Here is a 23,389-nt window from a genome sequence, read left to right on the forward strand (position 1 = left end):
TCTGTTGCTGTACAGCGATTTACAGCACAGGAGTGTTCGGCGATGATCGTGAAGCAATTTCTCACATCTCTTGCATTCGCTGATGGCTGCAGCCGAACTTCCCGTTAAAGAAAACCCGCAAGTCGCCTTGCCAGGGCTTGCACGCGCGCTGGTCTCGGCCGGCAAGCTGCCCGCGAAAACCGCGGAAGATCTCTATCAGAAGTCGCTGAGCAGCCGCTCCAGCTTCATCGCCGAGCTCACGGGCACCGGCGCCGTCTCGGCCGCCGACCTCGCCCACACGCTCTCGAATGCCTTCGGCGCTCCGCTGCTCGACCTCGACGCCATCGATCACCAGCGCCTGCCGAAGGATCTGCTCGATCCCAAGCTCTGCCAGGCCTACCGCATCGTCGTCCTCAGCAAGCGCAACAACCGCCTGATCGTCGCCACGGCCGACCCGTCCGACCAGCAGGCTGCCGAGAAGATCAAGTTCGCCTCCCAGATGGGCGTGGACTGGGTCATCGCCGAGTACGACAAGCTGTCGCGCATGGTCGAGGCCGCCGCTGCGAGCGCGGCCGAAACCATCAACAGCATCGTCGGCACCGAGTTCGAGTTCGACGACGTCAGCGCCGACACCGCGGGCGACGCCAACGAACAGGCGATCGCCGAAGTCGAGGACGCGCCGGTCGTGCGCTTCCTGCACAAGATGCTGCTCGACGCGGTCAGCATGCGCGCTTCGGACATCCACTTCGAGCCCTACGAGCACCACTACCGCGTACGCTTCCGGGTCGACGGCGAACTGCGCGAGGTGGCGAGCCCACCGACCGTGATCAAGGACAAGCTGGCCTCGCGCATCAAGGTCATCTCGCGACTCGACATCTCCGAGAAGCGCGTGCCCCAGGACGGACGCATGAAGCTCAAGATCGGTCCCGACCGGGTGATCGACTTCCGCGTGAGCACGCTGCCCACGCTGTTCGGCGAGAAGATCGTGGTCCGGATCCTCGACCCCAGCAGCGCGCGCATGGGCATCGATGCGCTGGGCTACGACGCCGACGAGAAGGAACGCCTGCTGCACGCCATCAGCCGGCCCTACGGCATGGTGCTGGTCACCGGGCCGACCGGCTCGGGCAAGACGGTGTCGCTCTACACCTGCCTCAACCTTCTGAACCAGCCGGGCGTGAACATCGCGACCGCCGAGGACCCGTCGGAAATCAACCTGCCGGGCGTCAACCAGGTCAACGTGAACGAGAAGGCCGGCCTGACCTTCGCGGCCGCGCTGCGGGCCTTCCTGCGGCAGGATCCCGACATCATCATGGTCGGCGAAATCCGCGACATCGAAACCGCCGACATCTCGATCAAGGCCGCCCAGACCGGTCACCTGGTGCTGTCGACGCTGCACACCAATGACGCCCCCACCACCCTAACGCGGATGCGCAACATGGGCATCGCGCCCTTCAACATCGCATCGAGCGTGATCCTGATCACCGCCCAGCGGCTCGCGCGGCGGCTGTGCATGGCCTGCCGTGCGCCCGTGGACATCCCGCGCGAAGCCCTGCTCGAAGCGGGCTTCCAGGACGACGAGATCGACAGCAGCTGGAAGCCCTATCGGCCCGTGGGCTGCGCGGCCTGTACCGGCGGCTACAAGGGCCGCGTGGGCATCTACCAGGTGATGCCGATCTCCGAGGCGATTCAGGAAATCATCCTGCGTGACGGCAGTGCGCTCGACATCGCGCAGCAATCGGAAGCCGAAGGCGTGCGCTCGCTGCGCCGGTCGGGCCTGCGCAAAGTGATGCAGGGCCTGACCTCGCTCGAGGAAGTGGTGGCGGTCACCAACCTATAACGAACACACTGGAAGCGGAGATCGAACCGAATGGCCACAGCAGCATCGACGGCAAACCGGCAACGGCGCGACGTCAAGGAATTCGTCTTCGAATGGGAAGGCAAGGATCGCAACGGCAAGCTGGTGCGCGGTGAACTGCGTGCCGCCGGCGAGAACCAGGTGCAGGCCGCGCTGCGGCGCCAGGGCGTGCTCGCCAGCAAGATCAAGAAGCGCCGCACCCGCTCGGGCAAGAGCATCAAGCCCAAGGACATCGCGATCTTCACGCGCCAGCTCGCCACCATGATGAAGGCCGGCGTGCCGCTCCTGCAGTCCTTCGACATCGTGGGCCGCGGCAATGCCAACGCCAGCGTCGCCAAGCTGCTCAACGAGATCCGCAGCGACGTCGAGACCGGTACCTCGCTGTCGTCGGCCTTCCGCAAGTTCCCGAAATACTTCGACAACCTCTACTGCAACCTGGTCGAGGCCGGCGAAGCGGCCGGTATCCTCGAAGAGTTGCTCGACCGCCTGGCGACCTACATGGAGAAGACCGAGGCGATCAAATCGAAGATCAAGTCGGCGCTGATGTACCCGACCTCGGTGGTCGTGGTGGCCTTCGTGGTGGTGGCCATCATCATGATCTTCGTGATCCCGGCCTTCAAGCAGGTGTTCAGTTCCTTCGGCGCCGACCTGCCCGCCCCCACGCTGTTCGTGATGGCGGTCAGCGAATTCTTCGTGGCGTACTGGTGGCTGATCTTCGGCGTGATCGGCGGCGGCCTCTATTTCTTCTTCCAGGCCTGGAAGCGCAACGAGCGCGTGCAGCGGGTCATGGATCGCCTGCTGCTGCGGGTGCCGATCTTCGGCGCGCTGATCGAGAAGTCTTGCGTCGCGCGCTGGACGCGCACGCTGGCCACCATGTTCGCCGCGGGCGTGCCGCTGGTCGAGGCGCTCGACTCGGTCGGCGGCGCTTCGGGCAACACCGTGTACGGCGACGCCACGGCCAAGATCCAGCAGGAGGTGTCGACCGGGACCAGCCTCACGAACGCGATGACCAACGTCAACCTGTTCCCCTCGATGGTGATCCAGATGACCGCCATCGGCGAGGAATCGGGCTCCATCGACCACATGCTCGGCAAGGCGGCCGATTTCTACGAGTCCGAGGTCGACGACATGGTCGCCGGCCTCTCGAGCCTGATGGAGCCGATCATCATCGTCTTCCTCGGCGTGATCATCGGTGGCATCGTGGTCTCGATGTACCTGCCCATCTTCAAGCTCGGCCAGGTCGTCTGATGCCGGTGTCGCAGGGATTCGACGCCGCACTGGCCGGCGTCCTCGGTCTGTTGATCGGCAGCTTCCTCAACGTGGTGATCTACCGCACGCCGGTCATGATGTACCGCGACTGGCTGAACGACGCGGTCGCGAACCTCATGAGCGTCAAGGACATGCCCTCGCTCTGGTCGCTGGTCTTCGGCCCCAAGGCGCAGCCCCCGGCCGGCCTCGAAGCCGCAGCCGACAAGGCCGCGGTCGAGCTCGAGAAGCTGCCGCGCTTCGACCTCATGCGGCCCGGTTCGCGCTGCGGCAGTTGCGGCCACGAGATCCGCTGGTACGAGAACATCCCGGTGCTGAGCTACCTCGTATTGCGCGGCCGCTGCGGCGCTTGCAAGACCCGGATCAGCCCGCGCTATCCGCTGGTCGAACTGGCCACCGCCGCGCTGTTCGCGCTCTGCGGCCATCGCTTCGGCCTCACGCCGACGGGCGCGCTGTGGGCCGCCTTCGCCGCCCTGCTAGTCTGCCAGTTCCTGATCGACTTCGACACCCAGTTCCTGCCCGACTCGCTCAACTACCTGCTCTTGTGGCTCGGCCTGATCGGCGCGGCCGCGGGCTGGACCGGCACCTCGCTGCAGCTCTCGGTCTGGGGCGCGGTGTTCGGTTACCTGAGCCTCTGGCTGGTCTACCATGGCTACCTATTCGTCATGAAGGAAGAAGGCATGGGCCAAGGCGACCTCAAGCTGCTGGCGGCACTGGGTGCATGGCTTGGTGCCGACTACCTGATCGCGATCATCCTGATCTCCTCGATCGTGGGCGCCGTGCTCGGCCTGGGCATGCGCTTCAGCGGCAAGCTCGACAAGGGCGTTCCGATTGCCTTCGGCCCCTTCCTCGCGGGCGCGGGCCTGGTCTGCCTCGTCATCGGCCCCGGTGTCGTCAAGCAATGGGTGCCCTTCGCCTTCCCGCTCGGCCCCTGGCTGCACTGAAGGCCACGCCCCTCTCATGATCCGGCGCATCGGCCTCACCGGCGGCATCGGCAGCGGCAAGAGCACCGTCGCGGGCCTGCTGGTCACCGAGGGCGCGGTGCTGGTCGACACCGATGCCATCGCGCGCCGCATCGCCGAGCCTGGCGGCATCGCGATGCCCGCGCTCGAGACCCGCTTCGGCGCCGCGGTGCTGCGGCCGGACGGCGGCCTCGACCGCGCCCGCATGCGCGAACTCGTGTTCCAGGACCCCGAGGCCAAGCGCGCCCTCGAAGGCATCCTCCATCCCCTGATCGGCGCCGAAACCCGGCGCGAAGCCGCGGCCGCCGGCCCCGACGCCACCATCGTCTTCGACGTCCCCCTGCTGGTCGAATCGGGGCGCTGGCGCGCACAGGTCGAGCGCGTGCTGGTGGTCGACGCCAGCGAGCAAACTCAGTTGCAACGCGTCGTCGCGCGCTCGGGCTGGGCCCCCGAAGCCGTGCGCTCGGTGATCGCGCAACAGGCCCCGCGGGCGCTGCGCCGGGCCGCGGCCGACGCGGTCATCGACAACGAAAGCCTGACCCTGGAGGAACTCGCCGTGCAGGTGCGGGGTCTCTGGAAACGGTGGGCCTCGGCCAGCACGCGATAATCACCGGTTAGCCGCAGCGGCGGCTGCACCACGATTACGACAAAAGGGCGCTCGCAGCAGCGCCTCCTCTCGAGATGCTGTTCAACTCGTATTCCTTCATCTTTGTCTATTTCCCGCTGGTGCTGCTCGGGTTCTTCCTGATCGGCAAACGCAACATCCGGGCCGCAGCCGGGTTTCTTGCGCTGGCCTCGCTGTTCTTCTATGGCTGGTGGAGCGTGCAGGCCCTGCCGCTGCTCCTGGCCTCGATCTGCGTCAACTACTGGTTCGGCCTGCGCCTGACGCCGGCACCGGGGCGCGACGACCGCCGGCGCAAGACCTTGCTGATCACGGCGCTCACGGTCAATCTCGTGGTGCTGGCGGTGTTCAAGTACGCCAACTTCTTCGTCTCGAACGTCAACGACGGCCTGAGCGCCGCGGGCCTCGCGCCGATCCCGCTGCTGCACATCGTGCTGCCGATCGGCATCTCGTTCTACACCTTCACGCAGATCGCCTTCCTGGTCGACTGCTGGCAGGGCAAGGTGCACGAGCGCAGCTTCATCCACTACGTGCTGTTCGTCACCTACTTCCCGCACCTGATCGCGGGCCCGGTGCTGCACCACGCGCAGATGATGCCGCAGTTCGCCAACCCGGCGACCTACCGCGCCGACCCCAACAAGATCGCGCTCGGGCTGGCCATCTTCACCTTCGGCCTGGCCAAGAAGCTGCTGATCGCCGACCCGATGGGCCAATACGCCGACCTGGTCTTCAACGGCGTGCACAACGGCATCGAGCCCACGCTCTACACCGCGTGGTTCGGCGTGCTGGCCTACACGCTGCAGATCTATTTCGACTTCTCGGGCTACTCCGACATGGCGGTCGGCCTGTCGCTGTGCCTGGGCGTGCAGCTGCCGCTGAACTTCAACTCGCCCTACAAGTCGACCAGCATCATCGAGTTCTGGCGCCGCTGGCACATCTCGCTGTCGACCTTCCTGCGCGACTACCTCTACATCCCGCTGGGCGGCAACCGCAAGGGCCCGAAGCGTCGCCACGTGAATCTGTTCCTCACGATGGTGCTCGGCGGCTTGTGGCATGGCGCGGCCTGGACCTTCGTGATCTGGGGCGCGCTGCACGGCATCTTCCTGATGATCAACCACATCTGGAGCACCACCTTCCGCCGCAAGGGCCCGCCGAGCATCGCCGGCCGCGTTCTCGGCTGGTTCCTGACCTTCCTGTGCGTGATGATCGCCTGGGTGATGTTCCGCGCCGAGAGCCTGCACGCCGCTATGGACATCTACCGCGGCATGCTGGGCCTGCACGGCGTGCCCGGCACCGCATTCCGCGAGTTCCTCGCGGTACCCTACCGCAAGCCCGAGTTCTTCCAGACCATGCTGGTGGCGATCATCATCTGCCTCGCGCTGCCGCCCACCATCACGCTGCAGCGCTGGGTGCCGCAGGCCGCCGCATTGGCCGGCCGGCCCGCGCTCAACAAGCTGTTCACGGCCGCGATGGCGCTGTTCACCGTGACGCTGCTCGGCATCTGCATCTCGAAGCTCGGTACCTACAGCCCGTTCCTCTACTTCCAGTTCTGACATGACGCCCGCAAAACTGTGGCTGCGGATCTTCGTGGCCGGATTCCTCGTCATCTCGTCGCTGCTGGTGCTCACGCTCGCAACGCCCATTCCCTATGGCGACCTGAGCCGCATCGGCCTGATGTCCGACCGCGAGTTCGGCTGGACCCAGGAGCCGCCGAAGGTGGCGCCCGAGTACCTGCATGCCGTGCCGCTCGACCAGGCCGACATCGTCGTGATCGGCGACAGCTTCTCGATGACGCACCGCTGGCAGTCGGTGCTGGTCAAGGCCGGCTACAAGGTCACCACGGCTTTCTGGGGGCAGTTCGACGAGCGCCTGTGCGGCGACTTCGACGCCTGGCTCGCGCGCGCCGGCTTCAAGGGCAAGCTGGTGATCGTCGAGAGCGTGGAGCGCATCCTGCAGGAGCGCATGCGCTACACGCGCAGCTGCGAGACGATGAAGCGGCCCTTCGCCGCGCGCACCGAGCCCTTCGCGGTGCCGCTCGAGCACGTGCCCGGCTTCGCGCTCAACTGGGGCGCCAAGCTCACCTCGGGCCTGGACACGCTCAAGTACACGCGCGCCGCCAAGGCGACCACGGCCGACACCGTCTCCACCGACCGCACCAAGGCGCGCACAGTGGTCAATGGTTGCGAAATGTTCAGTCACCGCCTGTGCAACAAGGCCCTGTTCTTCGGCGAGGACGACGAGAACGGCGAGCTGCCGGCCGCGGACGTGGCCGCGATGCAGGCCTTCACCAAGTCGCAGACCGCGTTCCCGATGCTCTGGATGGTGATCCCCAACAAGACCACCACCTACATCGATCCCTCGCACTCGAAGGCCTTCGTCGAGGCCTTCAAGACCTCGGGCCTGGGCCCCGACCTGTTCGCCTTCACGCAGGAAAAGAAGACCCGGATCCGCGACTTCTACTTCCCCAACGACACCCATCTGTCGATGCACGGCCAGCTCGCGCTCGGCGAGCTGATGCTCGGCGAGGTGCGCAAGATCGTGCCCGAGCCCCCGTCACGCACGCCATGAGGCTATCATCGCCTCGTCAGGAGACCGAGCCCGCGTGATCCTCTACGAGTACCCCTTCAACGAGCGCATCCGGACCTATCTGCGACTGGAGCACCTGTTTCGCCGCCTCGGCGAGCTGGTGCCTGCCGAGTCGCCCCTGTCCCACCACTTCGCGCTCGTCACCATCTTCGAGATCATGGACGTGGCCGCGCGCGCGGACCTCAAGGCCGACGTCATGCGCGACCTCGAGAAGCACAAGTCCGCCTTCAACGCCTACCGCGGCAATCCGAACATCTCGGAGGCCGCGCTCGACCAGGTGGTGGCGCAGCTCGAGCGCAACTTCAACACGCTCAACGGCATCGCGGGCAAGGCCGGCCAGTCGCTGACCGAGAACGAGTGGCTGATGAGCATCCGCAGCCGCGCGAGCATTCCGGGCGGCACCTGCGAATTCGACCTGCCCGCCTACTACGCCTGGCAGCACCGCAGCACCCAGAGCCGCCGCGCCGACCTCGAACGCTGGTCGGGCACGCTGGCGCCGCTGGCCGAGTCGATCTACCTGCTGCTCAAGCTGCTGCGCGACGCCGACGTGCCCTACAAGGTCATCGCCACCAACGGGCAGTTCCAGCAGAACCTGCCGCAGGGACGCAGCTTCCAGCTGCTGCGCCTGCGCATCGATCCCAAGCTCGGCCTGATCCCCGAGATCAGCGGCAACCGGCTCATGGTCTCGGTGCGGCTCATGCGCCACGAGAGCGACGACCGCCTCCACCAGAGCAGCGACGACACCCCCTTCGAACTCACCTTGTGCGCATGACCGGCGAAGAGCGCATCGAGCCCCGCGAGGGCGAACGCATCGTCCGCTGCCCGAGCTGCGGCGGCGACAGCGTCTATTCGGAACGCAACCCCTACCGTCCGTTCTGCAGCGCGCGCTGCAAGGGCATCGATCTCGGTGCCTGGGCCAGCGAGGAGTTCAGGATGCCGGCCGAAGCCCCGCCCGACGACGAGCCCTTCGGCGATCCGAAGGCGCAGCAGTAGACATCGGCCCGCGGAAATCCGTGGGTCGACTTACTTGCCGCCCGCGGTGGCCGGCGCCGCCTCTCCGAGAAAGATCCTGTCGACATAGTCCGCGTGCGCTCGCGTGTACACGGGCCGCAGATGCTCGCCATCCTTGTAGACCGGCTTGCCGTCGGCCGTCACGCGCAGGCACTGGCCGTCCTTGCACAGCGAAGCCATCGGCTCGACCACCTGCGCGCCACTGTCCAGCGCGATCTGCCGCAGCCGTGCGTTGAGCTCGGCCTGCGCCGCGGGCACCGGGGCCGTCGGCGAATCGAGCACCACCGTCATCGTGCCGAGCCGGCTGCCCGCGATCATGCGCTGCGGCTGGAAGTCCATGCCGCTCGGGTTGTCGAGCAGCAGGTAGACCTTCTTGTTTTGCTTCACGAGTTCGGCCATGGTGTGGCCGAGCATCGAGAGCGCCGGCGCAATGCCGGGCCCGCCGTTGTTCACCGGGTAGACCGCGCGGCCCTCGCGGTACTCGTAGGCCAGCGGGAAGTCGCCGCTGAAGTAGCAGTTCCAGCAACCGCCGAACACCACGGTGTCGATCTGCGGCGCGCGTGCGAGCTGCAGCATGCCGTCGCGCTGTTCGCCGCAGGCCGGGTTGCCCTCGGCGAACATGCCGGGAATCGGCGCGCAAGCGCCCCAGGTGTAGAAGTAGGCGGTCGCCATGCGCTCGGGCGCGAGGCGCTCGAGCGCCTTGGCGCGCGGCCCGTACTGCTGCATGTGGCTGTCGCCGATCAAGAGCACCTTGCGCTCGCCGCGGCCGACCCGGTAGACCAGGTGCGGGCCCACCTTCTCGGGCGTGAAGCCGTCGTAGTAGCCGTCGTCCACGGTCGCGTCGGTCACCTTCTGCAGCATCTCGCCGCCGTTGCGCGCCGGCAGACCGGCCACCACCATCACGCCGGCCAGCACGATCGCGCAGCCGATGCCGACCAGGCCGCGCAGCAGCGGCGCGCCCGCGCGGGTGCGCGTGAAGCGTTCGAGAAAGCGGTAGGTCAGCCAGGCCAGCAGCACCGCCGCGACCACCGCGCCGGTGCGCACGCCCGCCGAGGGCTCCCAGCCGCCGTTGAGGATGCGCGGGTACACCAGCAGCGGCCAGTGCCACAGGTACAACGGATAGCTGATCAGCCCGATGCCCACCATCAGCGGGTTCGACAGCAGGTAGCGGTTCAACACCCCCTGCGGCCCCGCCGCGATGCAGCTCGCCGCACCCAGCACCGGCAGCAGTGCCCACCAGCCCGGAAACGCCTTGTCGGCCCGGATCATCATCAGCCCCAGCACGATCAGCCCCACGCCCAGCACCGACTGCACATGGCTGCGCCACGCGGGCCTCGTCACCCCCGCATCCCTCAACCGCATGCACGCCAGGATCCCGCCCGCCATCAGCTCCCAGAAGCGCGACAGCGGCGAGTAGAACGCCGCCGTGCGAAACGGATGGATCGTCAGCACGTTGATCAGGAACGACACCACCGCCAGCGCCCACAGCACGCGCAGCATCGGCCAGCGCCTGCGCCACGCCAGCGCCAAGAGCGGCGGCCAGAAGATGTAGAACTGCTCCTCGATCCCCAGCGACCACAGGTGCAGCAGCGGCTTGGTCTCCGCCGCCGTGTCGAAATACCCCGCCTCGCCCCAGAACACGAAGTTCGCGATAAAGGCCGCGCCACCAGCGGCCTGCTTGCCCAGCTCCACGAACTCCCGGTTCAGCAGCACGTACCAGCCGAAGGCCAGGGTCGCCGCCAGCACCAGCATCAGCGCCGGGAAGATGCGCCGCACGCGCCGTGCGTAGAAGTCGCGGTAGCTGAAGTCGCCCGCCGCCTGGCTCTGAAGAATGATCGTCGTGATCAGGAAGCCCGAGATCACGAAGAAGATGTCCACCCCCACGAAGCCACCGGGCAGCGCCTTCGGGAAGGCGTGGTACGCCACCACCGAGGCCACGGCCACGGCGCGCAGGCCATCGATGTCGGGACGGTACTTGGGATGCATCGGTGCCCCTCCGGGCCGTTCTTTCAGTTGCCGGCGCGCGATGGCGCGGCGGGTGCGAGGAACACGGGATCGACGTAGCGCGCGTGGTCGCGGATGTAGGCCGGACGCAGATGGTTGCTGTCGAGATAGGCCGGCGCGCCGTCGGGCATGGTGCGCAGGCACCGGCCTTCCCGGCACAGCTGTCCGACCGCGTCGATCGGCTCGGCACCGGCGGCCAGCGCGATCGCGCGCAGCCGGTCGTTCAAGCGCTCCTGCGCGGGCGGGAGCACCGCGCTGCCTGCCGTCGCGAGCACGGTCATCGTGCCGAGACGGCTGCCCGCGATCATGCGGCCCGGTTCGAAATCGCTGCCCATCGGGTTGTCCAGCAGCAGGTAGACCTTCTTGTGGCGCGCGAGTTCGCCCAGCAGCTTCTGCAGCGACGCGAGTGCCGGCTCGATGCCGGGGCCGCCGTCGTTGATCGGCAGCGCCGAGGCGCCGTCCTGGAACACATAGGGCATGTAGAAGTTGCCGGTGAAGTAGCAGTTCCAGCAGGCGCCGACCATCACCACGTCGATCTTCGGATCGAAGGCGGACTTGAGCATCTGCTCGCGCCGCGGCGCGCAGCCTGGATTGATCGCCACCACCATGCCCGGCACCGGCGCGCAGGCCGGGTATTCGAAGAAGTAGGTGGTCGACATCGCATCGGGCGCGCTGCGTGCCAGCGCGCGTGCGCGCGGCGCGTACTGCGAGATATGGCTGTCGCCGATCACCAGCACCTTGCGCGCGCCCTCGCCGATGCGGCGCACGAAGTGGCCGTCGAGCGTCTCCGACGCGAGGCCTTCGTAGTACTCGCCGTCGGAGGACGCGTTGCTCAGCGTCTGCAGCATCGGGTTGTCGTGCCGCGGCGCGGGCAGGCCCAGTTGCACCGCGACCGCCATGGCAAGCACCGCAACGGCGCTGCCGCCCAGCACGCGCAGCGTGGCGGGCTGCGTGCGCGTCCGGACGGCGCGCTCCACCGTGCGGTAGGTGAGCCAGGCCAGCACCACGCTGGCCGCGACCATCGCCGCGCTCACGGCCGCCGGCGGTGCCGCGCCCTGCACGATGCGCGCATAGGACAAGAGCGGCCAATGCCACAGGTACAGCGGATAGCTGATCAGCCCGATGCCCACCATCAACGGGTTCGACAGCAGGTAGCGGTTCAGCACCCCCTGTGGCCCCGCCGCGATGCAGCTCGCCGCGCCCAGCACCGGCAGCAGCGCCCACCAGCCCGGGAACGCCTTGTCGGCCCGGATCATCACCAGCCCCAGCACGATCAGCCCCACGCCCAGCACCGATTGCACATGGCCGCGCCACGCGGGCTTCATGGTTCCAGCATCCCTCAACCGCATGCACGCCAGGATCCCGCCCGCCATCAGCTCCCAGAAACGCGACAGCGGCGAGTAGAACGCCGCCGTGCGAAACGGATGGATCGTCAGCACGTTGATCAGGAACGACACCACCGCCAGCGCCCACAGCACGCGCAGCATCGGCCAGCGCCGGCGCCACGCCAGCGCCAGCAGCGGCGGCCAGAAGATGTAGAACTGCTCCTCGATCCCCAGCGACCACAGGTGCAGCAGCGGCTTGGTCTCCGCCGCCGTGTCGAAGTAGCCCGCCTGGCCCCAGAACACGAAGTTCGCGATGAAGGCCGCCCCGCCTGCGGCCTGCTTGCCCAGCTCCACGAACTCGCGGTTCAGCAGCACGTACCAGCCGAAGGCCAGGGTCGCCGCCAGCACCAGCATCAGCGCCGGGAAGATGCGCCGCACGCGCCGTGCGTAGAAGTCGCGGTAGCTGAAGTCGCCCGCCGCCTGGCTCTGAAGAATGATCGTCGTGATCAGGAAGCCCGAGATCACGAAGAAGATGTCCACTCCCACGAAGCCACCGGGCAGCGCCTTCGGAAAGGCGTGGTACGCCACCACCGAGGCCACGGCCACGGCGCGCAGGCCATCGATGTCGGGGCGGTACTTGGGATGCATCCGTCTCTTGTTCGTTCTTCGCTCAGGCCCGCGGCGCGCGGCGCCGGGACCCAGTCAGCGGCGCAGGCATCGCCACGCCGCGGCGCTCAGGCCAGGGTCGATACGGCCTGGGCCGCCGACGCGGGCAGGCCGCGCTCCTGCACCAGCCATTCCAGCACCGGCAGCGCGCCCGGCAGCACGGGCGCCACGTCCAGCGGCAGGTGCTGCCAGGCCATCTGCTGGCCTTCGCGCATCTCGAAGTCGCCGTGCCAGGCCGTGACCTTGCACCAGTGCAGGCGCACCAGCGCATGCGGGTAGTCGTGCTCGGTCACTTTCCAGACCGTGGCGCCGTCGATGGTGATGCCGAGTTCTTCCTGCAGCTCGCGCCGCAGCGCCTCCTCGACCGTCTCGCCGGCCTCGATCTTGCCGCCCGGAAACTCCCAATAGCCCGCATAGGGCTTGCCGGGCGGACGGGTCGACAGCAGCAGCGCATCGTCGGCCGTGCGGATCAGCACGCCGACCGCGACCTCGGTGTGCTTGCGTGGCTGGCCCGGCGCCGCGCTCATGCAGTAGCCCGCCCCGCGTAATCGCGCGCGAACTGGTAGGCCACGCGACCGCTGCGCGAGCCGCGCTCGAGCGCCCAGACCAGCGCCTCGGGCCGCGCGGCCTCGATCGCGGCGGCATCGACGCCGAACGACGACAGCCACTGGGCCACGATCGCGAGGTATTCGTTCTGGCTGAACGGATAGAAGCTGACCCAGAGGCCGAAGCGCTCCGACAGCGAGATCTTCTCCTCGATCACCTCGCCCGGATGGACCTCGCCATCTTCGGTATGGGTGTAGCTGAGGTTGTCCTTCATGTACTCGGGCAGCAGGTGGCGCCGGTTGCTGGTCGCGTAGATCAGCACATTGGGCGTGGCCGCGGCGATCGAGCCGTCGAGGATCGACTTGAGCGCCTTGTAGCCCGGCTCGCCCTCGTCGAAGCTCAGGTCGTCGCTGAAGACGATGAATTTCTCGGGCCGCTGCGACACCACCTCGACGATGTCGGGCAGGTCGGTGAGCTCGGCCTTGTCGACCTCGATCAGGCGCAGGCCCTGCGGCGCGTAGGCCTGCAGGCAGGCGCGGATCAGCGAGGACTTGCCGGTGCCGCGCGCGCCCGTCAGCAGCACGTTGTTGGCCGGCTTGCCCTCGACGAACTGGCGCGTGTTGCGCTCGATCTTTTCCTTCTGGACGTCGATTTCCTTGAGCGAATCGAGCGCCATCGCGGCCACGTGCTTCACCGGCTCGAGCACGCCATGGCCCGAGCTGCGGCGGCGGTAGCGCCAGGCGATCGAGGCATTCCAGTCGGCCGGCTCGGCCAGCGGCTGGGGCAGGATCGATTCGATGCGGTTGATGAGCTGCTCGGCGCGCTCGATCAGTCTCTGGAACTGCTCGTTCATCGAAAAATCAGGATCTGTAGTCGGCGTTGATCGACACGTAGTCGTGGCTGAAGTCGCAGGTCCAGACGGTTTCGCTGGCATTGCCGCGGCCGAGGTTCACGCGCACCGTGATCTCGCTTTGCTTCATCACGCGCTGGCCGTCCTCCTCGCGGTAGGCCGGGTTGCGGCCGCCCTTGACCGCCACGTGCACGTCGTCGAGGAACAGGTCGATGCCGGTCTGGTCGAGGTCGGCGATGCCCGCGTAGCCCACGGCCGCGAGGATGCGGCCGAGGTTCGGGTCGCTGGCGTAGAAGGCGGTCTTGACCAGCGGCGAATGCGCGATCGCATAGGCCACCTGGCGGCATTCGGCGGCGTCGCGGCCGCCGTCGATCTGCACCGCGATGAACTTGGTCGCGCCTTCACCGTCGCGCACGATGGCCTGCGCCAGCAGGCGCGCCACGTCCTGCATCGCGGCCACGAGCGCCTGGCCCTCGGCCGAATCGAGCGAGGTGATGGTCGCGTGCGCGGCCTTCTGCGTGGCGATGACCACGAAGGAGTCGTTGGTCGAGGTGTCGCCGTCGATGGTCACGCGGTTGAACGAAGCGTCGGCCAGCTGCTTGGCCAGCGGCTGGATCAGCGCCGGGTCGATCTTCGCGTCGGTGGCCATGAAGCCCAGCATGGTCGCCATGTTCGGGCGGATCATGCCGGCGCCCTTGCTGATGCCGGTGACGCTGACCGTGGCGCCGCCGATCTGCACCTGGCGGCTGAAGGCCTTGGGCACGGTGTCGGTGGTCATGATGCCTTCGGCGGCACGGGCCCAGTGGTTGTCGGCGGCATCGGCCAGCGCGGCGGGCAAGCCGGCCTCGATGCGGTCGATCGGCAGCGGCTCCATGATCACGCCGGTCGAGAAAGGCAGGATCTGCTCGGGCGCCAGGTCGAGCTGGCGCGCCAGCGCGATGCAGGTGGCGCGGGTGCGCGCCAGGCCGTCCTCGCCGGTGCCGGCGTTGGCATTGCCGGTGTTGATCAGCATCGCGCGGATGCCGTGGCCGGCCGCGAGGTGGTCGCGGCAGACCTGCACCGGCGCAGCGCAGAAGCGGTTCTGCGTGAACACGCCGCCGACCGCGGCGCCTTCGTCGATCAGCACGACCGTCAGGTCCTTGCGGTTGGCCTTGCGCACGCCCGCTTCGGCCACGCCGATGCGGATGCCGGGGACCGCGAACAAGGCGGCGGGATCGGGAGCGGACAGGTTCACGGGCATGGCGGTATCTCTTCGGAGTTGCGGGTCAGCTGAGTTTGCCGTGGCAATGTTTATATTTCTTGCCACTGCCGCAGGGGCACGGGTCGTTGCGGCCGACGCGCGCGAAGGCGGCCGCCTCGGCGCTCAGCGTGCCCAGCCCCGCGGCCGCGATGCGGCGCTGGCTTTCCTCGTCGACGCGCACCTCGACCTCGCCGGTCTCGGTGGGTGCCGAATAGGTGATGTTCGAGACGTTCTCGCCGCGGTTCTCCATCGCCTCGGCCGCCTGGTCGAGCTGCTCGCTCGACTGCACGCGCACCGTCATGAGCTGGCGCGTGACCTCGTTCTTGACCGAGTCGAGCAGCTGGCCGAACAGCTCGAAGGCCTCGCGCTTGTATTCCTGCTTGGGCTGCTTCTGCGCGTAGCCGCGCAGGTGGATGCCCTGGCGCAGGTAGTCGAGCGAGGCCAGGTGTTCGCGCCAGTGGGTGTCGATGCTCTGCAGCAGCACCATGCGCTCGAACTGCGTGAAGTTCTCGGGGCCGATCAGCGCGACCTTGGCGTCGAAGGTCTCGTTGGCGGCCTGCACCACCTTCTCGACGATGTCCTCGTCGGAGATGGCTTCGGAGCCCTCGACGATCTTCGCGAGCGGCATGTCGATGCCCCACTCGTTGAACAGGGCCTGCTCGAGCGCCGGGATGTTCCACTGCTCTTCCACCGACTCGGCCGGCACGTACTGGCGCACCAGGTCGATGAAGCAGCCTTCGCGCAGCGCCGCGATCTGGGCGCCGAGGTCGCCGGCGTCGAGGATGTCGTTGCGCTGCTGGTAGATCACCTTGCGCTGGTCGTTCGACACGTCGTCGTATTCGAGCAGCTGCTTGCGGATGTCGAAGTTGCGCGCCTCGACCTTGCGCTGCGCGCTCTCGATGCTGCGCGTGACGATGCCGGCCTCGATGGCTTCGCCGTCGGGCATCTTCAGGCGGTCCATGATCGCCTTCACGCGGTCGCCCGCGAAGATGCGCATCAGCGGATCGTCCAGGCTCAGGTAGAAGCGCGAGGAGCCCGGGTCGCCCTGGCGGCCCGAACGCCCGCGCAGCTGGTTGTCGATGCGGCGCGACTCGTGGCGCTCGGTGGCGATGATGCGCAGGCCGCCGAGCGACTTCACGAACTCGTGGTCGTTGTTCCACTCGGCGCGGATGTGCTCGATGTCGGCCTTCTTCGCGGCCTCGTCGCGGCCTTCGTCGGCCTCGACCGCCTCGATCATCTTCTCGATGTTGCCGCCCAGCACGATGTCGGTACCGCGGCCGGCCATGTTGGTCGCGATCGTGATCATCTTGGTGCGGCCGGCCTGCGCCACGATGTCGGCCTCGCGCGCATGCTGCTTGGCGTTGAGCACCTGGTGCGGCAGGCCCGCCTGCGTGAGCAGGCCGTCGATGATCTCGGAGTTCTCGATCGAGGAGGTGCCCACCAGCACCGGCTGGCCGCGCTCGTAGCACTCGCGGATGTCCTGGATCGCCGCCTCGTACTTCTCGCGCGTGGTCTTGTAGACGCGATCGAGCTGGTCGTCGCGCTTGCTCACGCGGTTCGGCGGGATGATCATGGTTTCCAGGCCGTAGATCTCCTGGAATTCGTAGGCCTCGGTGTCGGCCGTGCCGGTCATGCCGGCGAGCTTGCCGTACAGGCGGAAGTAGTTCTGGAAGGTGATCGAGGCCAGGGTCTGGTTCTCGGCCTGGATCTCCACGCCTTCCTTGGCTTCCACGGCCTGGTGCAGGCCGTCGCTCCAGCGGCGCCCGGTCATCAGGCGGCCGGTGAACTCGTCGACGATCACCACCTCGCCCTGCTGCACCACGTAGTGCTGGTCGCGGTGGTAGAGGTGACGGGCGCGCAGCGCCGCGTTCAGGTGGTGCATCAGCGTGATGTTGGCCGGGTCGTAGAGCGAGGCGCCCTCGGGCAGCAGCTTGAATTCGCCGAGGATGCGCTCGGCGTTCTCGTGGCCGTCCTCGGTCAGGAACACCTGGTGCGTCTTCTCGTCGACCGTGAAGTCGCCGGGCACCGTGACGCCCTCGCCGGTGCGCGGATCGGCTTCGCCTTCCTGCTTCTTGAGCAGCGGCACCACCTTGTTGATGGCGAGGTACAGGTCGGTGTGGTCCTCGGCCTGGCCGCTGATGATCAGCGGCGTGCGGGCCTCGTCGATCAGGATCGAGTCCACCTCGTCGACGATCGCGTAGTTCAGCTTGCGCTGAACCCGGTCGCCGGGCTCGTAGACCATGTTGTCGCGCAGGTAGTCGAAGCCGTACTCGTTGTTGGTGCCGTAGGTGATGTCGCTGCCGTAGGCGGCCTGCTTCTCCTCGCGCGGCATCTGCGGCAGGTTGATGCCCACCGACAGGCCGAGGAAGTTGTAGAGCCGGCCCATCCAGGTCGCGTCGCGGTTGGCCAGGTAGTCGTTGACCGTCACCACGTGCACGCCCTTGCCGGACAGCGCGTTCAGGTACACCGGCAGCGTGGCGGTCAGCGTCTTGCCTTCGCCGGTGCGCATTTCGGAGATCTTGCCGTTGTGCAGCGCCATGCCGCCGAGCAGCTGGACGTCGAAGTGGCGCATCTTCATCACGCGCTTGGAGCCCTCGCGCACGGTGGCGAAAGCTTCGGGCAGCAGGTCGTCGAGGCTCTCGCCCTTGGCGATGCGGTCCTTGAATTCCTGGGTCTTGGCGCGCAGCGCGTCGTCGCCTAGCTTTTCGAATTCGGGTTCGAGCGCGTTGATGCGCGCGACCGTCTTGCGGTACTGCTTGAGTAGCCGGTCGTTGCGACTGCCGAAGATCTGGGTCAGGAAGTTGGTGGCCATGGGTGGAGGTGGGCGGGCACCTGACACGACAGGCACTGCGACCGGATTCCCTAAGATATGGTGAGAGCAGTTGGGCGCACCTCTTTCAAAAGCAAGCCTTCGAAAGTCGGAAGCCCGTGCCGGTTATCGGTAGTCGGGTTATCGGATTTGAACGATTTTCCCGGCGGGACCGCCGGCAAACCGGGCATTTTAGCTGTCTTGTTTCACCCTCAGAATTACGAATGAATCGCCGTTCCACGCCCCCGTTCACGCTGCAGCAGGCGGCCGAGGATTCGCCCACGCTGGCGAGCCTGATCGCCCGCGCGCGCGACGCCGGCGACCGGCTGCGCGCGGTCGAGGAACTGATCCCGCCGCTGATGCGCCCCGCCATCCAGGCCGGCCCGGCCGAGGGCGACGAATGGTGCCTGCTGGTCAAGGGCAGCGCCGCGGCCGCCAAGCTGCGCCAGCTGGCGCCGATGCTGGTGACCCGGCTGCGCAACCGCGGCTGGGAGGTGCGCAGCATCCGCATCAAGGTGCAGACCGGGCGCTGAAGCCCGCGGCGGCCGGCCGCCTTCCTTGCATTTTACTTTTCGTCTGGAATTGGATAATATTTCCAGATGAATGAAGCCCCATCGTCGCCCGCCGACGCCTCGCTGCTGCTGCTCGACCAGCACCAGGTCGACGCCCTGCTCGCTCCCGAGGACGTGCTCGAGGCCGTGCGCGAGGCCTTCGTGCTGCACAGCGCGCGCGAAGGCCGGGTGTTTCCGGTGGTGCGCGAGCCGCTGGCCACCGGCGGCGTGTTCGGCATCAAGTCGGGCGACGTGCCCGCGCAGGGGCTGCTGGGCTTCAAGGCCGCTGGCTTCTGGCCGGCCAACCGCGCGCGCGGCGGCGAGCCCCACCAGGCCACGATCCTGCTGATCGACCCATTGACCGGCCGGCCGCAGTGCCTGATCGACGGCAACGCGGTCACCACGCTGCGCACCGGCGCGGCCGGCGCGCTGGGCCTGCGCACGCTCGCGCGGCCCAACAGCACGCGGGCCTGCGTCTTCGGCACCGGCGTGCAGGCGCGGGTGCAGCTCGAGTTCGCGCTGCGCACCCTGCCCGCGCTGGCCGAGGTGCGCTACGTGAGCGCCCGCGGCGGGCGCGACGCCGGCTTCGAGGCCGCCTTCGCCGCGCGCTGCGCGATAGCGCCGGCGGCCGACCGTCACGAGGCCGTGGCCCACAGCGACCTCGTGATCACCGCCACGCCCGGCGCCGGCCCACTGTTCGACCTCGAGGCCGTGCAACCCGGCACCCATCTGAACTGCGTGGGCGCCGACACGCGCGGCAAGCGCGAACTGCCCGACGGCCTGCTGCCGCGCGTGCGCCTGGTCGTCGACGACCGCGCACAAGCGCAGCAGATCGGCGAGACCCAGTGGGCACCCGACACCGCCAGCATCGAGCTCGGCGACCTGCTCTCGGGCCGCGCGGCCTTCGAGCGCGCCGCCGACGACATCACCGTGTTCGACATGACCGGCCTCGCGCTGCAGGACCTGACCGTGGCGCGCATGCTGCAGCGGCGCGCGGCCGCGACCGGCACCGGCACGCGCATCGCCTGGCCCTGGTAACTCCCCCTCTTCCCTCCCCGCCATGACCACCATCCCCTCCCTCGCCGAGCTCGACACCCCCACCGCCCTGATCGACCTGCCGCGCATGCAGCGCAACATCGCGCGCATGCAAGAGCGCATGGACGCGCTGGGCGTGCGCTTCCGTCCGCACGTGAAGACCAGCAAGTGCACGCCGGTCGCGCAGGCGCAGCTCGCGGCGGGCGCGCAGGGCATCACGGTCTCCACGCTCAAGGAGGCGGCGCAGTTCCATGCCGACGGCATCGACGACATCCTCTACGCGGTGGGCATGGCCGCGGCCAAGCTGCCGCAGGCGCTCGCGCTGCGCCGCGCGGGCTGCCGGCTGAAGATCATCACGGACAGCCTGGCCTCGGCCCGCGCCATCGCCGATTTCGGCCGCGCGCAGGGCGAGGCCTTCGAGGTGCTGATCGAGATCGACACCGACGGCCACCGCTCGGGCATCAAGCCCGGCGAGGCCGCGCTGCTCGAGGTGGGGCGCGTGCTGCACGACGGCGGCATGCGGCTGGCGGGCGTGCTCACGCATGCGGGCTCGAGCTACGAGCTCGACACGCCCGAGGCGCTCGCGGCCATGGCCGAGCAGGAACGCGCGGGCTGCGTGCGGGCCGCCGAGCGGCTGCGCGCGGCCGGCCTGCCCTGCGCGGTGGTGAGCGTGGGCTCCACGCCCACCGCGCTGTCGGCCGCGCGGCTCGACGGCGTGACCGAGGTACGGGCCGGCGTCTACGTGTTCTTCGACCTCGTGATGCACAACATCGGCGTCTGCGCGCCCGAGGACATCGCGCTGAGCGTGCTGGCCACCGTCATCGGCCACCAGGCCGAGAAGGGCTGGGCCATCCTCGACGCGGGCTGGATGGCGATGAGCCGCGACCGCGGCACCGCGAAGCAGAAGCACGACTTCGGCTACGGCCAGGCCTGCGACCTCGAGGGCCGCGTGATCGAAGGCTATGTGCTGAGCGGCGCGAACCAGGAGCACGGCATCCTGTCGCTCGCGGACGGCACGGCCGCGGACATCGTCGAACGCTTCCCGATCGGCACACGGCTGCGCATCCTGCCCAACCATGCCTGCGCGACCGGCGCCCAGTTCCCCGAATACCACGCGCTCGCGCAGGACGGCAGCCTGCGCGCCTGGCCGCGCCTGCACGGCTGGTAAAGCGAGCGCCCCGCTGCGCGCGGGGCGCCTGGTCGATCAGCCGACCGCCCCCGCGAACAGCTCGGTCATGAACTGCGTCGACTTGAGCCCCGTGCCCGTCAGCAGCACCACCGTCTTCTCGCCCGCGCGGATCTCGCCGCGCTGCTCCAGCAACTCGATGGCGGCAGCGGCCGACGAGGAGGTCGGCTCGGCATAGAGCCCCGTCGCCGCCAGCCGGCGCACGGCCGCCGCGATCTGTTCCTCGGTCAGCGCCACCGTGCCGCCGCGCGTCTCGCGCAGCGCCTGCAGGATCTCGCGCAGTCGCACCGGCCGCTTGATCGCCGTGCCCTCGGCGATGGTCGGCGCCACCGCGCGCTCGACCAGCGTGTCGGCGCCGGCCGTGAAGCTCGCATCGATCGGCGAGCAGTTGAGCGGCTGCGCGACGAAGATGCGCGGCAGCCGGCGGATCTGCCCCGCCGCCAGCAGCTCCTTGAAGCCGATGTGGCAGCCCAGCACGTTGCTGCCCGCGCCGGCCGGGATGATCACGTTGTCGGGCGCCTCGAAGCCCAGGTCCTCCCAGAGCTCGTAGGCCAGCGTCTTCGTGCCCTGCAGGAAGAACGGGTGCCAGTTGTGGCTGGCGTAGAAGATCTCGCTGGACTGGCGCACCGCCTCTTCTTCGGAAGCCTCGCGCGGGCCGGGCACGAGCTGCACCTCGGCGCCGAAGGCGCGGATCTGCGCCACCTTGGGCGCGGGCGTGTAGGCGGGCGCGAGCACCTTCACGCGCAGGCCCGCGGCGGCACCGGAGGCGGCGATCGCGGCGCCGCCGTTGCCCGAGCTGTCCTCGAGCACCGCGTCCACGCCGATCTGGCGCAGGAAGGACATCATCACGGCCGCGCCGCGGTCCTTGAAGCTGCAGGTCGGGTTGAACCACTCGAGCTTGAAGAAGGGCTCGAGCCCGCCCCAGCGCTTCTGCACCAGCGGCGTGCAGCCCTCGCCCAGGCTCGCGGGCCGTTCGATCGCCACCGGCAGCGCCGCGCGGTAGCGCCACAGCGAGCGCACGCGCGTGTCGATGTCGTCGCGCGAGATGCCGGGCAGCGACGTGATCATCATCGGGTGGCCGTCGTCGGAGCGCCAGCGGCGCTCGAGTAGGCCGTGGGTGCGGCCGGTGCGGGGGTCGATGTAGTGCGGGGTGTTCGGCATGGATCTGTTCCTTCGTTGCTTGATGAATGGGTTCAGCGGGCCTGGTAGGCCTCGGAGGGGTTGTCGTTCGGCGTCGCGATCGCCTGGCGCAGCGCGGCGCTCATCGGCAGGTTCAGCGCCGCGTTGCGCGGCGGGATCGGCTGCACGAACCACTTGTCGTAGAGCTTCGCGAGCTCGCCGTCGGCCATCAGCCGGCGCAGCTGGGCATCGACCGCGGCCTTGAAGGCCGGGTCGTCGCGCCGCAGCATGATCGCGATCGGCTCCACCGCGAAGGTCTCGCCCGCGATGCGGAAGTCGCCCGGCGCACGCGCGCTCGCGATGTTGCCCGCGAGGATGTTGTCGTCGTCGATCCAGGCATCGGCGCGGCCGGTCTGCAGCAGCAGGAAGCTGTCGCCCGTGTCCTTGCCGTAGACCTCCTGGAACTCGACGCCGGCCGCCTTCTTGTGCAGCCGCGCGGTCTTCACCGCGCTCGAGCCCGAGGTCACGACCACCGTCCTGCCCTGCAACTGCGCGATCGAGGCGATGCCCGACTTCGCGGCCACCGCGAGCCGCACCTCGGTGACGTAGGTGGTGAGCGCGAACGCCACCTCCTTCTGGCGCGCCGCGTTGTTGGTGGTGGTGCCGCACTCGAGGTCGACCGTGCCGTTGCGCACCAGCGGAATGCGGTTCGACGAGGTCACGGGCTGGTAGTCGATGGCCAGCGCGGGCAGCCGCTGCGCCTCGCGCAGGCCGGCGATCACGCGCTCGCAGAGCTCGACGTGGTAGCCGGTGTAGCGGCCCGCGCCGAGCGCATAGGACAGCGGCGCGCCCGAGTCGCGCACGCCCATCGCGATGCGGCCGCTGTCGGCGAGCTTGCGCAGGGTGTCGGCCGAGGCCGGGCCGGCACCGGCGGCCAGCAGCGAGAGGACGAGGACAGGGAACGCCAGACGGATCTTCTTCATGGGTTTCTCCGAGCAGAGAAAGAAAGAGGGAAGTCGGCGCGCCGCCCGCGAAGGCGGCCGCCGGAGGGCACCGCGGTTCCAGACAATATATCCATTAATGTACTTTTTGTACAGTTTTGGCGCGCGGTTTGGATGCTTCGTCCAGACCTGGATACATTCACCCGCATGAAGAAGAAGTCCGACAAGCACCTGCTCGAGATGCTCGACCACATCGCCGAGGGCCTGGGCCAGACCTTCGCCCCCTTTTGCGAGGTGGTGGTGCACGACCTGCGCAACCCCGAGAACGCGATCCATGCGATCGAGAACGGCCTGAGCGGCCGGCAGGTCGGCCAGTCGGTCACCGAGCTCGGGCTCGCGCGCATCCGCGATCCCGAATTCCCGGCCGTGATCGCGAACTACGCCAATGCCTTTCCCGACGGCCGCAAGGTCAAGAGCACCTCGATCGGCATCAAGGACGAGCACGGCGAGTACGTGGCCGCGCTGTGCCTGAACGTGGACCTGACCCTGTTCCAGAGCTTCCAGAGCGCGATGTCGCAGTTCACGCGCATCGACGACAGCGAGGTGCGCGAGCACCTCGAGCCGGGCAGCGGCCAGTCCGAGCGCATCCATGCGCGCATCGACGCCTTCGCGGCCGCGCGCGCGACCACGCCGCGCTCGCTCAAGCCGGCCGACCGCAAGCAGCTGGTGCAGGAACTCAAGAAGGAAGGCTTTCTCGAGATCCGCCGCGGCGCCGAGATCGCGGCCGCGCACATGGGCGTGTCGCGCGCCACCGTCTACAGCGACGCCCGCTAGGA

Annotated in this window: 20 protein-coding genes; 12 read left to right on the plus strand and 8 right to left on the minus strand. The window is 68.3% G+C overall.

What is annotated here, in order from left to right; genetic code table 11:
• The first annotated feature begins 82 nt into the window (after positions 1-82).
• From pilB to AC07PU_RS38310, 8 genes are all read left to right on the plus strand, one after another.
• On the plus strand, positions 83-1,816 hold the full coding sequence (gene pilB / locus AC07PU_RS38275) for a type IV-A pilus assembly ATPase PilB (protein ID WP_296787497.1): 1,734 nt from the start codon (positions 83-85) through the stop codon (positions 1,814-1,816).
• Positions 1,817-1,846: 30 nt separating this feature from the next.
• A complete protein-coding gene (locus AC07PU_RS38280; protein ID WP_495323132.1) occupies positions 1,847-3,082 on the plus strand; it encodes a type II secretion system F family protein in 1,236 nt (411 codons plus the stop codon).
• Positions 3,082-4,044: a prepilin peptidase gene (locus tag AC07PU_RS38285; RefSeq protein WP_495323133.1), complete on the plus strand. Its 963-nt coding sequence runs from the start codon at positions 3,082-3,084 to the stop codon at positions 4,042-4,044. Before AC07PU_RS38280 ends, AC07PU_RS38285 begins: the two co-directional genes overlap by 1 nt.
• 16 nt (positions 4,045-4,060) lie before the next feature.
• Positions 4,061-4,669 carry a dephospho-CoA kinase gene (gene coaE / locus AC07PU_RS38290; RefSeq protein WP_495323134.1) on the plus strand — a complete coding sequence of 203 codons (609 nt, stop codon included), beginning with the start codon at positions 4,061-4,063 and terminating at the stop codon, positions 4,667-4,669.
• A 74-nt stretch (positions 4,670-4,743) separates the two neighbouring features.
• Positions 4,744-6,237: an MBOAT family O-acyltransferase gene (locus tag AC07PU_RS38295; protein ID WP_495323135.1), complete on the plus strand. Its 1,494-nt coding sequence runs from the start codon at positions 4,744-4,746 to the stop codon at positions 6,235-6,237.
• 1 nt (position 6,238) lies between these two features.
• Positions 6,239-7,252, plus strand: coding sequence for a hypothetical protein (locus AC07PU_RS38300; protein WP_490875682.1), 1,014 nt, complete (start codon positions 6,239-6,241; stop codon positions 7,250-7,252).
• A gap of 34 nt (positions 7,253-7,286) precedes the next feature.
• On the plus strand, positions 7,287-8,042 hold the full coding sequence (zapD, locus tag AC07PU_RS38305; RefSeq protein WP_057592104.1) for a cell division protein ZapD: 756 nt from the start codon (positions 7,287-7,289) through the stop codon (positions 8,040-8,042).
• Positions 8,039-8,263 carry a DNA gyrase inhibitor YacG gene (locus AC07PU_RS38310; RefSeq protein ID WP_203202663.1) on the plus strand — a complete coding sequence of 75 codons (225 nt, stop codon included), beginning with the start codon at positions 8,039-8,041 and terminating at the stop codon, positions 8,261-8,263. Before zapD ends, AC07PU_RS38310 begins: the two co-directional genes overlap by 4 nt.
• A gap of 30 nt (positions 8,264-8,293) precedes the next feature.
• Here AC07PU_RS38310 and AC07PU_RS38315 read toward each other — a convergent pair whose 3' ends face one another.
• From AC07PU_RS38315 to secA, 6 genes are all read right to left on the minus strand, one after another.
• Positions 8,294-10,267 carry an acyltransferase family protein gene (locus AC07PU_RS38315; protein ID WP_495323136.1) on the minus strand — a complete coding sequence of 658 codons (1,974 nt, stop codon included), beginning with the start codon at positions 10,265-10,267 and terminating at the stop codon, positions 8,294-8,296.
• Between the two features lie 23 nt (positions 10,268-10,290).
• The gene (locus AC07PU_RS38320) at positions 10,291-12,258 is read right to left on the minus strand and encodes an acyltransferase family protein (RefSeq protein WP_495323137.1); all 1,968 of its coding nucleotides are present in this window, start codon (positions 12,256-12,258) and stop codon (positions 10,291-10,293) included.
• Positions 12,259-12,344: 86 nt separating this feature from the next.
• Positions 12,345-12,803 (minus strand): NUDIX domain-containing protein, encoded by a 459-nt coding sequence (locus AC07PU_RS38325; RefSeq protein ID WP_495323138.1) that lies wholly within the window; start codon positions 12,801-12,803, stop codon positions 12,345-12,347.
• Positions 12,800-13,675: an ATP-binding protein gene (locus AC07PU_RS38330; RefSeq protein ID WP_093341040.1), complete on the minus strand. Its 876-nt coding sequence runs from the start codon at positions 13,673-13,675 to the stop codon at positions 12,800-12,802. The genes AC07PU_RS38325 and AC07PU_RS38330 overlap by 4 nt, the downstream gene beginning before the upstream one ends.
• A 7-nt stretch (positions 13,676-13,682) precedes the next feature.
• Entirely contained in the window at positions 13,683-14,912 is a 1,230-nt protein-coding gene (gene argJ / locus AC07PU_RS38335; RefSeq protein ID WP_093341041.1) for a bifunctional glutamate N-acetyltransferase/amino-acid acetyltransferase ArgJ, read from the minus strand.
• Between the two features lie 25 nt (positions 14,913-14,937).
• On the minus strand, positions 14,938-17,724 hold the full coding sequence (secA, locus tag AC07PU_RS38340) for a preprotein translocase subunit SecA (protein ID WP_093341043.1): 2,787 nt from the start codon (positions 17,722-17,724) through the stop codon (positions 14,938-14,940).
• A 221-nt stretch (positions 17,725-17,945) separates the two neighbouring features.
• Here secA and AC07PU_RS38345 point away from each other — a divergent pair, with 221 nt between their 5' ends.
• The 3 genes from AC07PU_RS38345 (at position 17,946) to AC07PU_RS38355 (ending at position 20,475) form a co-directional block, all read left to right on the plus strand.
• Positions 17,946-18,254, plus strand: coding sequence for a hypothetical protein (locus tag AC07PU_RS38345; RefSeq protein WP_093341044.1), 309 nt, complete (start codon positions 17,946-17,948; stop codon positions 18,252-18,254).
• A 66-nt stretch (positions 18,255-18,320) separates the two neighbouring features.
• A complete protein-coding gene (locus AC07PU_RS38350) occupies positions 18,321-19,310 on the plus strand; it encodes an ornithine cyclodeaminase family protein (RefSeq protein WP_495323140.1) in 990 nt (329 codons plus the stop codon).
• Positions 19,311-19,332: 22 nt separating this feature from the next.
• A complete protein-coding gene (locus AC07PU_RS38355) occupies positions 19,333-20,475 on the plus strand; it encodes a DSD1 family PLP-dependent enzyme (RefSeq protein WP_495323141.1) in 1,143 nt (380 codons plus the stop codon).
• 36 nt (positions 20,476-20,511) lie between these two features.
• On the opposite strand, the gene AC07PU_RS38360 is transcribed toward AC07PU_RS38355, so the two are convergent.
• Together AC07PU_RS38360 and AC07PU_RS38365 are read right to left on the minus strand one after the other, a co-directional pair.
• Entirely contained in the window at positions 20,512-21,654 is a 1,143-nt protein-coding gene (locus AC07PU_RS38360; protein WP_495323142.1) for a threonine synthase, read from the minus strand.
• Between the two features lie 32 nt (positions 21,655-21,686).
• Entirely contained in the window at positions 21,687-22,595 is a 909-nt protein-coding gene (locus AC07PU_RS38365; RefSeq protein WP_495323143.1) for an amino acid ABC transporter substrate-binding protein, read from the minus strand.
• A gap of 165 nt (positions 22,596-22,760) precedes the next feature.
• Between AC07PU_RS38365 and AC07PU_RS38370 the strand changes: the two genes are divergently transcribed.
• On the plus strand, positions 22,761-23,387 hold the full coding sequence (locus AC07PU_RS38370) for a helix-turn-helix transcriptional regulator (RefSeq protein WP_093341052.1): 627 nt from the start codon (positions 22,761-22,763) through the stop codon (positions 23,385-23,387).
• Positions 23,388-23,389 lie beyond the last annotated feature (2 nt).

It is taken from the genome of Variovorax sp. GW821-FHT10D07 (genome assembly GCF_059415325.1).